The sequence below is a fragment of the Parerythrobacter aurantius genome (assembly GCF_045291475.1).
Lineage (GTDB): Bacteria > Pseudomonadota > Alphaproteobacteria > Sphingomonadales > Sphingomonadaceae > Parerythrobacter > Parerythrobacter aurantius.
This window is the reverse complement of record NZ_CP147985.1, coordinates 2,307,653-2,320,067: the sequence shown is the minus strand read 5'-3', so window position 1 is coordinate 2,320,067 and position 12,415 is coordinate 2,307,653. Positions and strand designations below refer to the sequence as shown.

Here is a 12,415-nt window from a genome sequence, read left to right as displayed (position 1 = left end):
CGAGCATCAGAAGAAGCCTCCGCTATAAAGCATGTAGCCCGCGACGATCACGATCAGCGCCATGACGCCGAACTTGATGATCCCGGTGATGACCTTCCACGCGACGAACAGCAGCGCGAGGGCGACGAGGATGGTGACGATATCCATCACCATTCCTTCCGGTAATCGTGATTGGCATCGACCATTTCCTTCAGCGTGGTCGGCCCGCCTGAAGGCTCGCTGGTGTGCTTGCCCGGTTCCTGCGTCCCGGCCTTGGGAGTCTCGCCCTTGGCCAGCGCATCGAGCACGGCGTCGAGCCGCTCGACCGTCAGATCCTCGTAATTGTCGTCGTTGATCTGGACCATCGGCGCGGTGGCGCAATTGCCCATGCATTCGACTTCGGTCAGGGTCCACAGAGCGTCTTCGGACACCCCGCCCTTCACCATTCCGCGCTTCTTGCAGGCGGCGATGATTTCGTCGCTGCCGCGCAGCATGCAGGGCGTCGTGCCGCACACCTGGACGTGATATTTTCCAACCGGAACAAGGTTGTACATGAAATAGAAGGTCGCGACCTCGACCACGCGGATCACCGGCATGTCGAGATACTTGGCGACGTATTCCATCACCGGCAGCGGCAGCCAGCCCTGCGTCCCGGTTTCCTCGCCAACCTGCCGCTGGGCGAGGTCGAGCAGCGGCATCACCGCCGAACGCTGGCGCCCCTCGGGGTACTTGGCGATGTGCCAGTCGGCCTTGGCCTTGACCTCGGGCGTGAACTCGAAGCCGCCCCAACGCGCGCGCAGTTCGGGGGTATCGGGGGCGAGATGACGATCAGCCATGGTTCAACCTGTGTTGCAGATAGCGGCCCGCATAGAGGCCGATAACGGCGGCACCCGCCGTCGAGAAGATTTCCTTGAGGCTCGATGCCCCATGAAACACGGCGAGATAGGCTGCAACCGCCGAAGCGAAGGCCGCGAATGCAGCGACAAAGATGAGGAGTTCGCGAAGAATCACTGGCTTGCGCCCTCACGCTTCGGCGGAGCTGGCGGGATAATCAGCTCGACGCCGCCGGGAACAGCTTCTGCGCCTTCCATGAGGCCATCCTTGAAGGTCAAATAGAATCCGAATTTGCCTTTCTCAGCGCAGTCAAGATTGACCTGCACGTGAGATTTTCCAACGCGGTTCTGGATGCTGTAACTATCCATGTCGCAGTTCTGAGCGGCAAACTGCGCCTGCGCGCGCTCAGTCGGACTGATCGCCGACTGATCTATTGCAATGCGCTTGATTGCATCGCGAACGTGAGTTTCGCCGACTGGCACATAAGCATCTTGTGCAACGGCGGAAGCCGGCACAGCAAGGCACAGAGCAAAGATGGCGAGCTCCCGTCTCACCGGTCACACTCCCCGAACACCACGTCGATAGCGCCGAGGATGGCGGTCGCGTCGGGCAGCATATGGCCCTTGGACATGAAGTCCATCGCCTGCAAATGACTGAAGGCGGTTGGGCGGATCTTGCACCGGTACGGCTTGTTAGTGCCGTCGCTGACGAGATAGACGCCGAATTCGCCCTTGGGGCTTTCGGTCGCGACATAGACTTCGCCAGCCGGAACCTTGAAGCCTTCGGTGTAGAGCTTGAAGTGATGGATCAGGCTTTCCATCGACTGCTTCATCTCTGCCCGCTTGGGGGGCGAGACCTTGCCGTCGGTGCTGGCGACCGGACCGCTAGGCATCTGCGCGATGCACTGCTTGATGATCTTGGCGCTCTCGTAAACTTCCTTCACGCGCACCATGAAGCGGTCGTAGCAGTCCGAATTGGTGCCGACGGGAATGTCGAACTCCATCCGGTCGTAGACTTCGTAGGGCTGGCTCTTGCGAATATCCCACGGGATGCCTGCGGCGCGGATCATCGGGCCGCTGAAGCCCCAGGCGACCGCATCGTCGCGGCTGACCACGGCGATATCGACGTTGCGCTGCTTGAAGATGCGGTTGTCGATCACGAGGCTCATCGCATCGCCGAACAGTTCGGGCAGCCGCGTGTCGAGCCAGTCGCCGATATCGACGAGCAGCTTTTCCGGCACGTCCTGGTGCACGCCGCCGGGGCGGAACCAGGCGCTATGCATCCGCGCGCCGCTCGCCCGTTCGAAAAAGTTCATGCAGTCTTCGCGAAGCTCGAACACCCACAGGTTCGGCGTCATCGCGCCGACGTCCATCACATGCGCACCGATGTTGAGCATGTGGTTGCAGATGCGGGTCAGCTCGGCGAACAGAACGCGCAGGTATTGCGCGCGGATCGGCACTTCGAGGTTGAGCAGCTTCTCGATCGCGAGAACGTAGCTGTGCTCCATGCACAGCGGGCTGCAGTAATCGAGCCGGTCGAAATACGGCAGCGCCTGCAGGTAGGTCTTGTGCTCGATCAGCTTTTCGGTGCCGCGATGCAGCAGACCGACATGCGGGTCGATCCGTTCGATGATTTCGCCGTCGAGCTCCATCACCATGCGCAGCACGCCGTGCGCCGCCGGGTGCTGCGGCCCGAAGTTGATGGTGTAGTTGCTGATGACTTCGTCGCCGGTGGTCGGGGACTGTTCGAGTTGCACGCTCATCCGCAGATCCAATCGCCGCTGTAGCTCTGGGTTTCGCCCTTGGCATCTGTCACGACCATGTTGGCCGGACGCCGGGCCTGATTGCCGGCTGCCGGGGCGACGCTGATGCTGACGCCTGACGCCGAATAGGTCGTCCCGCCACGAATATCGGCGAGGCCGCCCTTGGCATCGACCGTTACCAGCTGTCCGCCGACGCGGATGACACCCTTGCCGCCCTGCGAATGACCGGAGACGTAGAACACTTCGCGCCCGACTTCCTGGAAGGTGCAGCCGCCGGTGCGCGGCCCCAGATCGACCATTGCGATGTCACCCAGCCGCTCGAGATACTTTGCATCGACGCCCGCCGGCAGTTGCGCTGCCGCGGCATTCGGCTGCGCGGCTTCGGCGGCGACATCCTGCTGCGAGGGCACAGGAGCGTCACCGGTTGCCCCGATACGGCTGGCAAAATCGTCCGCATTCTCTTCCTGCCCCTGCGGCGAGCAGGCGAGAAGAAACAGGGTCGGTGCCGCAAAGGTCAGTGCGAACCCGCGCCTCATGCTTCGCCTTTCGGTTTGCGCGATCCCGGCTTCGCCCGGGGCTTGGCGGCGGCCTTGGCCGGTGCCTTGGCTTTCGCAGTGCGCGCGGACGACCGCTTGGTCTTCGGCTTGGCATCCATGGCAGGCGGATTGGCTTCGGTTTTCTCCGCCGCCTTGGCATTCGCCTTTGCACCGGCACCGGTCTGGGCCGGGCTTTCGGTTGCCTTGGGCTTTTCGACCGGGGGAGCGGGAGGCGCCGGCGGCGGTTCCTTCGCCTTCTCATCGCCAGGCAGGACGTAGTCGGCGCCTTCCCAGGGACTGAGGAAGTCGAACTGGCGGAAATCCTGCGCCAGCTTGACGGGTTCGTAAACAACGCGCTTTTCCTCTTCGGAATAGCGCAGCTCGGTGTAGCCGGTCAGCGGGAAATCCTTGCGGAAGGGATGACCCTCGAAGCCGTAGTCGGTCAGGATGCGGCGCAGGTCCGGATTGCCGGCGAACAGCACGCCGTACATGTCGAACACCTCGCGTTCGAGCCAGCCGGCATTGGGCCACAGCGTCGTCACCGTCGGCACCGGCGTGGCCTCGCTCGCGCTCACCTTGACCATCACGCGATGGTTCTTCGTCAGGCTGAGCAACATGTAGACGACTTCGAACCGCTCGGCCCGATCGGGATAATCGACCCCTGCGATCTCGACCAACTGCTGGTAGGCATGGTTGTCCCGCAGTTCGCGCAGCGCATCCTCGATCCGGTCGCGCGCGACCGTCACGACGATTTCGCCGAATTCCTCCTTCGACGCCACGATCATGTCGCCGAGCGCACGGACAAGCGTATCGCGAACGCCTTCGTTCGAGGCGATGCGGGGGGCAGAGTGCACCGCGCTCATCGCTCGATCGTCCCTTCGCGGCGGATTTTGCGCTGAAGCTGCATGACGCCGTAAAGCAGCGCCTCGGCCGTGGGCGGGCAACCCGGCACGTAGATATCGACCGGCACGATCCGGTCGCAGCCGCGGACGACGCTATAGCTATAGTGATAATAGCCGCCGCCGTTGGCGCAGCTACCCATGCTGATGACGTACTTCGGCTCCGACATCTGGTCGTAGACCTTGCGCAGCGCCGGGGCCATCTTGTTGCAGAGCGTGCCTGCGACGATCATCACGTCCGACTGGCGCGGGCTGGCGCGCGGGGCGACGCCGAAGCGTTCCATGTCGTAACGCGGCATGTTGACGTGGATCATCTCGACCGCGCAGCAGGCAAGGCCGAAAGTCATCCACCAGAGCGAGCCGGTCCGAGCCCAGTGAAACAAATCTTCGGTGCTCGTGACAAGGAAACCCTTGTCGTTCACCTCGGTCTGCAGCGCATGGAAATAGGCTGCGTCTGGTTGTCGTACCTCGCCCGGGCGCGCAGTCGGCATCTGGCCGAGGTTGGCGGGGGTAAGGCCGGCAAGTGTGGTGTTTGCGGTGCTCATGTCATTCCCACTCCAGCGCGCCTTTTTTCCATGCGTAGGCGAGGCCGATGGCCAGTTCGGCAAGGAAGATCATCATGGTGAACCACCCCGCCCACCCCGTCAGGTCGAGACTGACTGCCCATGGGAACAGGAAGGCCACTTCGAGATCGAAGATGATAAAAAGAATTGCAACGAGGTAGAAGCGCACATCGAACTGGCTGCGCGGATCTTCGAATGCAGGAAAGCCGCACTCGTACTCGCTCAATTTCTCGGCATTGGGCTTGTGGCTTCCCGTCAGGCGCGAAACGCCCATCGGCAGGAACACGAACAGCGATGAAATCCCGACTGCGACGATCAGGAAAATGAGGATCGGCAGGTATTGCGACAGATCGACCACGAACGATTCCCTTTGGGGGCGAAGTTGCGCCAGCCCCTAGGCCCGTGAAGCGCGCGGCGCAAGGCCGCGAACCCCGCAAATCCCGCATCAAGCCGTGCAATTTGCGCGCAAGCCACCTGCCGGGGCCTGCGCGCCCCCGCCGCCTATTTCTTCAGTTCGCGGGCGATGGTCTTGCGGGTGGTGGCACCATAGGGCGGCTTGAGGCCGGCCAGCTTGGCGATGTCGGCCTTTGGCTGCGTATAGACGCTGCGGGCATGGCTGAATTCCCTGAAGCCTTCGGGCCCGTGATAGGAACCGATGCCGCTCGGCCCCACTCCGCCGAAGGGCAACTCGTCCATCGACACATGCATGATGACATCGTTGACGGTGACACCGCCCGATATCGTCCGGGTCAGGACCTGCTCGCGCTCGCCCGCATCGGTCCCGAAGTAGTAGAGGCCGAGCGGGCGGTCCTTGTCGTTCACATAGTCGATGGCTTCCTCGATATGCTTGTAGGTCTTGACCGGCAGCACCGGCCCGAAAATCTCTTCCTGCATTGCCATCATGTCGTCGCTGACGTTCCGCAGGATCGTCAGGGGCATCTTGCGGGAATTGGTGGAAGAAAAATCCTCGTTGGCCGGATTGACCTCGATGACATCCGCCCCCTTGTCGCGCGCATCAGCCACCATCGTCTGCAGACGGTCGAAATGGCGGTCGGTGACGACCGACGTATAGTCGTCATTGTTCAGCAGGGTCGGATACATGTTGTGCGCCGCCTGGCGGACGGAGTTGACGGCATCGAGTTCCTTGTCCTCGGGCACGTACATGTAATCGGGAGCGAGGCATATCTGCCCGGCGTTGAGCATCTTGCCCATGGCGATACGCTCGCCCGCCTGTTCAAAATTGGCACTGCGTCCCAGGAACACCGGCGACTTGCCGCCCAGTTCGAGCGTCACCGGCACCAGGTTGCGCCCGGCTGCTTCCATCACCCGCCTGCCGGTGGCGGTCGAACCGGTGAAGATGATGTGGTCGAACTGGAGCGCGGAGAAGGCGGCGGCCACTTCAGGGCTGCCCGTCACGACCGCGACCTCTTCCTCGGCGAAATACCGGGCCACCAGTTCGGCAGTAAGCTCGCTGGTCCGCTCGGTGAATTCGCTCGGCTTGATCATCGCCCGGTTGCCCGCGGCGAGCACCTGCATCAGCGGGCCGATGGAAAGGTTGACCGGGAAGTTCCACGGGCTGAGAATGCCGACTACACCCTTGGGTTCGTAGCGCAACTCCGCCTTGGCCCCGAGCAGGCCGAGCGGGAACCGGACCGAGCGCTTCTCCGGCCTCGCCCATTTATCGAGGTTCTTGAGGCAATATTTGCCGAAACCGATGGTGCCGGTGATATCGGTAATCATGGAGGCTTCGTGGCTGCGATTGCCGAAATCGGCACTCATCGCGCGGGCCAGTTCTTCGCCGTGATCGACCAGCAGTGCGATGGCGCGCTGGATCCGGTCGCGGCGGGCGCTCATGGGCTCGGGCCGGGCGGCGGTGAACGCCGTGCGCTGCTTGCGCAGAATGGCTTCCATTTCGGCCTTCTTGTCGTCTGCCATCGGGTCGCTCCTGATCGGGTTTCGCTTTGGGACTGTTGTTCCCCATCGGCCCTACAAAGACAAGCGCTCCGTTGAGTTCCGCCATGGCGCCTGCAAACGTATCCCGTTTGCCATTCTGCTGAGCCGTGACTAGGTACGGCACCGATACTCGTCCCGCAATCAAGAGGCCCATGCCATGGCACAGTTCTCCGCATCCGATCCGGTCGTCATCCTTTCCTATGCGCGTACGCCGATGGGCGGGATGCAGGGCGCCCTGGCCGATGTTTCGGCGACCGATCTCGGTGCCACGGCAGTAAGGGCCGCGGTCGAGCGCTCCGGCGTTCCGGGCGAGAAGTTCGACCGCGCCTACATGGGCTGCGTCCTTCCGGCCGGCCTCGGCCAGGCCCCGGCCCGCCAGGCCGCATTGAAGGCCGGCCTACCCAAGTCGGTGCAGGCCACCACGGTCAACAAGGTCTGCGGCAGCGGCATGCAGACCGTGATCATGGGCGCCGAAGCGCTCGCCAGCGGCTCGGTCGACTACGTCATTGCCGGAGGCATGGAGAGCATGACCAACGCGCCCTACCTGCTCAAGAAGCACCGCAGCGGCGCGCGCATCGGCCATGACACCGCCTACGACCACATGTTCCTCGACGGACTGGAAGACGCCTACGAGGAAGGCCGCGCCATGGGCACTTTCGCGCAGGACACAGCCAACGAATACCAACTCACCCGCGAGGACCAGGACAGCTATTCGATCGAGTCGCTGCGGCGCGCCAACGACGCCATTTCCAGCGGCGCGTTTTCGGGCGAAGTCGTGCCCGTCACCTTCGCCACCCGCGCGGGCGAGCTGACGATCGATACCGACGAGCAGCCCGGCAAGGGCAAGCCCGACAAGATTCCGCAGCTGCGCCCGGCCTTTGCCAAGGACGGGACCATTACCGCCGCCACCTCGAGCTCGATTTCCGACGGCGCCGCCGCCGTGGTCCTGACCCGCGAGAGCCTCGCCAGCGCCAACGGCCAGACGCCGGTGGCACGCATCGTCGCTCTCGCCGCGCATGCGCAGGAACCCAAGGATTTCACCACCGCCCCGGTTGGCGCGATCAAGAAGGTGCTCGACCGCGCCGGCTGGACGGTCGACGACGTCGATCTGTGGGAGGTGAACGAAGCCTTCGCCTGCGTCGCCATGTTCGCCATGCGCGATATCGGCATCCCGCACGACAAGGTGAACGTCAATGGCGGCGCGACCGCACTCGGCCACCCGATCGGCGCGAGCGGGACGAGGATCATCGTAACCCTGCTAAATGCGCTCAAGACCCGGGGCAAGACTCGCGGTGTGGCGTCACTCTGCATCGGCGGAGGGGAAGCGACGGCGGTGGCGGTAGAGCTGGTCTAGTCCCCCCCCCCCGACCGGGTCAATCGGCTTTAAAGCGCGCCGGCTCCCCACAGCCGGTCGGCGCGAACGAAGCCGTCGCGGCGATCGACCTCCATCTCGCACCAGCCTGCCTCGCAATCTCCCAGCCGGCCGATGACGCCCGGCTCGAGCTGCCACTTCACCGCGGCATTGTCGGCAGGGTCGGAGCGCATGGCCACAGGTCCGGGCCCGATGACCATGACCGTGCGGTCGGCACTGAGCATCGTCGAGGCGACCCAGCCCTTGGTCCCCTCGTGATCCTCGACAAACCGCCAGCCATCGTCCTTGACCCGCAGCACCTTCACCGGCAGCCCTTCGCGCTGGTAGACCCAGTCGATCTTGTATTCCTTGCTGGGGCCCACCCTCAGGTTGAGCTTGGTGGTATCGACGCTCGCCCAATAAGGCACATCGCGCTGCTGCGCACTGGCAGAACCGCAGGCGCTCAGCGCAACGGACAGGAACAAGGCGGGCAAGGTTCGCAACATGGCACCGGTGCTTATGGTAAAGGCTCCCTTCCCCGCAAGAGTTTGTAGCTGCCGCCTTGACCGTATTCGCGTCAATGTCCAATCACGGCACAGATGAGCGATACGCACCCCGCCACCACCCGCCGCGTCGAGGGCAAGCCCAAAGTCGTCGTGACGCGCCACCTCATGCCTTCGGTCGAAGCGCGCATGGCCGAGCTTTTCGATGCGACGCTGAACCCGGGCGACGTGCCGCTGACGCGCGCGCAGCTGGCCGCCGCCATGACCGATTGCGATGTGCTGGTGCCCACTGTCACCGACCGGATCGATGCGGAGCTGATCGAAGGCGCGGGCGAGCGGCTCAGGCTGATTGCCAATTTCGGCGCCGGGACCGAGCATATCGATCTTGCCGCTGCGGCCCGGCGCAAGATCATGGTGACCAACACGCCCGGCGTCTTTACCGACGATACGGCCGACCTTGCCATGACCATGATCATCGGCGTGCCGCGCCGTATCCGTGACGGTGTGGCGCTGATCCGCCGAGGCGAGTGGACCGGCTGGGCCCCCTCGGCGCTGCTCGGAAGGCAGATCGGCGGCAAGGTGCTGGGCATCGTCGGCATGGGCCGTATCGGGCAGGCCGTTGCCCACCGCGCCAAAGCCTTCGGGCTGAACATCGCCTATCACAACCGCAAGCCGCTGCCGCGTGCGGTCGAGAGCATGTTCGGTGCGCGCTACGTTCAAACGCTCGACGAACTGTTGGCGGAGGCCGACATCCTCTCGCTTCATTGCCCTGCCGGGAGCGACACTCACCACATGATCGACGCGCGAAGGATCGCGCTGATGAAGCCGGGCGCCGCGCTCATCAACACGGCGCGCGGCGACCTGGTCGATTACGAAGCGCTGGTCGAAGCACTGCAGGCCGGCAAGCTCGTAGGCGCCGGGCTGGATGTCTACCCCGACGAGCCGCGCGTGGATCCGCGCCTGCTTGCCCACCCCAACGTCATGACCCTTCCCCATATCGGCAGCGCCACCGCCGAAGGCCGCGAGGCCTCGGGCGAGAAGGTCATCGCCAACATCCGCTTCTGGGCGGACGGCCACCGTCCGCCCGATCAGGTGCTCGACGCACTCGTCTAGCAGGACTCGCGCATGGCGCAGGCAAGTGTTGCAAGAACCTTCGCAATCGCGGGACGAGAACAGCCGAGTTCGAAGTGGCGAAACGGCAATTCCACTTGGCAATCAGATTCGTCGGGCCGCCCCAACGCGCAAGGTGCCGAGACAATGCCGTCATCGCTGGACCACATCGCGATGGTCTTCACGGGCGGTTTGACCGAAATGTCTTCCGAGAACGGTGGCGCATCGACAGTGTGGTCGTTGAGCAGTTCGTAGAGCCGCCAAGCATTGTTGGCGCGTCGGTTGCCCGAGAAGGGCGACCCAAGTGTCATCACCAGTTCCACCAGTTCAGGTCGGCGATGCGCAAGCAGCCGCGCATACATCCCGCCCAGGCTCCAGCCGATCACTATAACCTTGCGTCCGCTACTAGCAGTAATGGCTGCCAAACGCCGCTCCAGCCGGGCAATCGTCTCCGCCGTCACCCGAACATTGAAGCCCTCGCCCCATCCATGTGGATCGAAGCCAGCCTCGCGCAAAGTCCCGCGCAAAAGCGCAGTGGACTTGTCGCCCGAAAGCATACCAGGGATGACAAGCACAGGCCTCCCCTCGCCGAACGATTCGATCTTATGCGGCCGCCGCAAAGGCGCGGCCAGTACTTTCGGCACTGCCACCAGTTCGCTGGCCCAGCGCCAAAGAGGCGGCGGCTTGTCCACCGGGGGATCAATCCCCCGTCAAAATCCGCTCGACCAGTTGCTTCACCGTCGGGGTGAAGTTGTTCGAATAGAACGGGTCCTGTTTGAAACGGTAGGCCGCGTGGCCGGCGAAGGCGAGATTGTCGTCGGGATCGCCGCCGTGGGCGATGTCTTGGAGCGTCTTCTGGATGCAGAAGCTGCGCGGATCGGCGAGGCGACCGGTGGTGTGGTCGTCATGGTCCTTCCAGCTCGAGAACTGGCAGTGGCTGAGGCAGCCCATGCACCCCTGCTGGTCGGCGCGGATCTGCTCGGCGCTGTCGGGGGTGACGAAGACCACGGTGTTGTCCGGCGTCTTGAGCGGTTCGGTGAACCCTTCGTGCATCCACGCCTGCGCCTTGCGCTGGTCGCCCGGATGGACCCAGAAATACTTGGCCTTGCCGTGATCGCTCAGCGGCACGGTGCCCTCTTCCTCGTCGCGCTTGAAGATCGGGATCTGCCGATCTGAGCGGTGCATCAGGTCGTAGAGGAACGGCGTCTTTACCGCGCTGGAATAGAAGCCGGTAGGGCTGAACTTGTGCAGCAGCACGTCGCCCGGCTCGACCGTTCGCAGCATGTCCTTCCACACCTGCGGGATCGGGCTTTCCTGCGTCAGCAGCGGCCGCGTGCCGAACTGGAAAGCGATCTTGCCGAGTTCCGGATTGTCGATCCAGTCGTTCCATTCGCGCAGGAACCACACCCCGCCGGCCATGACGATGGCGGTGTCTTCGGAAACGCCCTCGGCGCGCATGGTTTCGCGGAGTGCCTTTACGCGGGGATAGGGATCCTCCGGCTTGGTCGGATCTTCGGCATTGGAAAGGCCGTTATGCCCGCCGGCGAGCCACGGGTCTTCGTAGACCACCGCGGCCAGCAGATCGGGCACCTTGGAATAGCTGCGCTTCCACAACGCGCGGAAAGCGCGGGCCGAGCTGACGATCGGCAGATAGTGGACGTTGAAACGCTGCGCGATCTCGGCCAGCTTGTAAGGCATCCCCGCACCGCAGGTCACGCCGGTGATCTTGTCGCCGCAATTCTCGAGAACGCCCTCGAGCACCTTCTGCGCGCCGCCCTGTTCCCACAGCACGTTGATGTTGATCGCACCCTTGCCGTCGGCGATCTCGTAGGCCCGATTGACCTGCTCGGTCGCACCATCGATGGCGTAGCGGACGAGTTGCTCGAAACGTTCCTTGCGGGTCGCTTGCGGGTAAACTTGCGGGATAACATTGCCGTCCGCGTCATAGCTGTCGGCATTGACCGCGCTGACGGTGCCGATGCCACCTGCAGCAGCCCAGGCTCCAGAGCTCATGTGGTTGGTGGCAGAAACCCCCTTGCCGCCTTCAACCAGCGGCCATACCTCGCGCCCGCCGTAGAGAATCGGCTGCAAACCCTTGAATGTCATCGAAATTCCAATTCCTGCGCTATCTGTTCCCGCCCGCCTTCGCGGCCTTGGCGAGCGCCCCCTTGCAAGGCTTTATATCCTTCGGTTCCGGCCTCGTAGCGGCTCGGCGAAACTCTGCATAGTACCCCGCGAGTTCCGGGGAATCGCGGAAGGTTTCCAGTTCGAACCCGACCTGCTCGAATTCGCACTTGAGCAGAAACGGATGGATGCCATGCTGGTCCGTTGGCCGGTCGACATCGACCACGATCGCCTTGCCGCCCGCCTTCAGTGACGGCCACAAGCGCCACAGGAAGGCATAGGGTTCGCCGACTTCATGGTACATGTGCACCATGAACACGCGGTCGAAACTGTTTTCGGGCAGGCGCGGATCGTCGATCCCACCCAGCTTGATCGAGACATTGTCGAGCCGCTCCTTCTCGACGCGATTGCCCAGCCGTTGCAGGACATCGCCGTCGATATCCTGGGCCAGGACACGCCCGGTTTCCCCGACCCGCTCGGCCAGGCGGACGGTATAGTATCCTTCGCCCGCGCCGATATCGGCCACCGTCATGCCCGGCTCTATCGCGGCGAAGTCCATCACCTTGCGGGCCTCGTCGACCTTGTCGCGGGCGGTTTCCGTGCTGAATTCGTTCGAGCCGAGATCGGATACCGGACGGTCTGGTTGGGGGAACTCGCGCGAGCTTTCCGGGCGTTCGCTCGCCGTTGTATCGGCCAGCGGATTGCAAGCAGTCGTGGCGGCCAGCATCGCCGCGAAAACAAGGGATCGAACAGGTGTCATCGCCGCTGGCTCTAGCCGCTCCACCACGCCGACGCAAAAGG

Annotated in this window: 16 protein-coding genes; 2 read left to right on the top strand and 14 right to left on the bottom strand. The window is 63.5% G+C overall.

Features of this window, described 5'->3' with window-relative positions:
- Positions 1-6: 6 nt before the first annotated feature.
- From WAB17_RS11560 to WAB17_RS11515, 10 genes are all read right to left on the bottom strand, one after another.
- The gene (locus tag WAB17_RS11560) at positions 7-147 is read right to left on the bottom strand and encodes a hypothetical protein (RefSeq protein ID WP_435417497.1); all 141 of its coding nucleotides are present in this window, start codon (positions 145-147) and stop codon (positions 7-9) included.
- On the bottom strand, positions 147-815 hold the full coding sequence (locus tag WAB17_RS11555; protein ID WP_435417496.1) for a complex I 24 kDa subunit family protein: 669 nt from the start codon (positions 813-815) through the stop codon (positions 147-149). The genes WAB17_RS11560 and WAB17_RS11555 overlap by 1 nt, the downstream gene beginning before the upstream one ends.
- Positions 808-990: a hypothetical protein gene (locus WAB17_RS11550; RefSeq protein WP_435417495.1), complete on the bottom strand. Its 183-nt coding sequence runs from the start codon at positions 988-990 to the stop codon at positions 808-810. The genes WAB17_RS11555 and WAB17_RS11550 overlap by 8 nt, the downstream gene beginning before the upstream one ends.
- Complete coding sequence (locus tag WAB17_RS11545; protein WP_435417494.1) at positions 987-1,367, bottom strand: hypothetical protein; 381 nt, start codon at positions 1,365-1,367, stop codon at positions 987-989. Before WAB17_RS11545 ends, WAB17_RS11550 begins: the two co-directional genes overlap by 4 nt.
- Positions 1,364-2,575, bottom strand: coding sequence for an NADH-quinone oxidoreductase subunit D (locus WAB17_RS11540; protein WP_435417493.1), 1,212 nt, complete (start codon positions 2,573-2,575; stop codon positions 1,364-1,366). The genes WAB17_RS11545 and WAB17_RS11540 overlap by 4 nt, the downstream gene beginning before the upstream one ends.
- The gene (locus WAB17_RS11535) at positions 2,572-3,111 is read right to left on the bottom strand and encodes a hypothetical protein (protein WP_435417492.1); all 540 of its coding nucleotides are present in this window, start codon (positions 3,109-3,111) and stop codon (positions 2,572-2,574) included. Before WAB17_RS11535 ends, WAB17_RS11540 begins: the two co-directional genes overlap by 4 nt.
- A complete protein-coding gene (locus WAB17_RS11530) occupies positions 3,108-3,974 on the bottom strand; it encodes an NADH-quinone oxidoreductase subunit C (RefSeq protein WP_435417491.1) in 867 nt (288 codons plus the stop codon). The genes WAB17_RS11535 and WAB17_RS11530 overlap by 4 nt, the downstream gene beginning before the upstream one ends.
- Entirely contained in the window at positions 3,971-4,501 is a 531-nt protein-coding gene (locus tag WAB17_RS11525; RefSeq protein ID WP_435419379.1) for a NuoB/complex I 20 kDa subunit family protein, read from the bottom strand. The genes WAB17_RS11530 and WAB17_RS11525 overlap by 4 nt, the downstream gene beginning before the upstream one ends.
- Positions 4,502-4,556: 55 nt before the next feature.
- Complete coding sequence (locus WAB17_RS11520) at positions 4,557-4,931, bottom strand: NADH-quinone oxidoreductase subunit A (protein WP_435417490.1); 375 nt, start codon at positions 4,929-4,931, stop codon at positions 4,557-4,559.
- A gap of 143 nt (positions 4,932-5,074) precedes the next feature.
- Positions 5,075-6,508, bottom strand: a complete 1,434-nt coding sequence (locus WAB17_RS11515; RefSeq protein WP_435417489.1) for a coniferyl aldehyde dehydrogenase — start codon at positions 6,506-6,508, stop codon at positions 5,075-5,077.
- Between the two features lie 175 nt (positions 6,509-6,683).
- On the opposite strand from WAB17_RS11515, the gene WAB17_RS11510 reads away from it, so the two are divergent.
- A complete protein-coding gene (locus tag WAB17_RS11510) occupies positions 6,684-7,880 on the top strand; it encodes a thiolase family protein (protein ID WP_435417488.1) in 1,197 nt (398 codons plus the stop codon).
- Between the two features lie 29 nt (positions 7,881-7,909).
- On the opposite strand, the gene WAB17_RS11505 is transcribed toward WAB17_RS11510, so the two are convergent.
- Positions 7,910-8,383, bottom strand: a complete 474-nt coding sequence (locus tag WAB17_RS11505; RefSeq protein WP_435417487.1) for an SH3 domain-containing protein — start codon at positions 8,381-8,383, stop codon at positions 7,910-7,912.
- 93 nt (positions 8,384-8,476) lie between these two features.
- On the opposite strand from WAB17_RS11505, the gene WAB17_RS11500 reads away from it, so the two are divergent.
- The gene (locus WAB17_RS11500) at positions 8,477-9,493 is read left to right on the top strand and encodes a 2-hydroxyacid dehydrogenase (RefSeq protein ID WP_435417486.1); all 1,017 of its coding nucleotides are present in this window, start codon (positions 8,477-8,479) and stop codon (positions 9,491-9,493) included.
- On the opposite strand, the gene WAB17_RS11495 is transcribed toward WAB17_RS11500, so the two are convergent.
- From WAB17_RS11495 to WAB17_RS11485, 3 genes are read right to left on the bottom strand one after another with little or no spacing between them, the layout of a single operon-like run.
- Positions 9,490-10,182, bottom strand: coding sequence for an esterase/lipase family protein (locus WAB17_RS11495; RefSeq protein WP_435417485.1), 693 nt, complete (start codon positions 10,180-10,182; stop codon positions 9,490-9,492). The genes WAB17_RS11500 and WAB17_RS11495 overlap by 4 nt on opposite strands.
- A 7-nt stretch (positions 10,183-10,189) precedes the next feature.
- Positions 10,190-11,596 (bottom strand): NAD(P)H-dependent flavin oxidoreductase, encoded by a 1,407-nt coding sequence (locus WAB17_RS11490; protein ID WP_435417484.1) that lies wholly within the window; start codon positions 11,594-11,596, stop codon positions 10,190-10,192.
- Between the two features lie 19 nt (positions 11,597-11,615).
- Positions 11,616-12,374, bottom strand: a complete 759-nt coding sequence (locus WAB17_RS11485; protein WP_435417483.1) for a class I SAM-dependent methyltransferase — start codon at positions 12,372-12,374, stop codon at positions 11,616-11,618.
- Positions 12,375-12,415 lie beyond the last annotated feature (41 nt).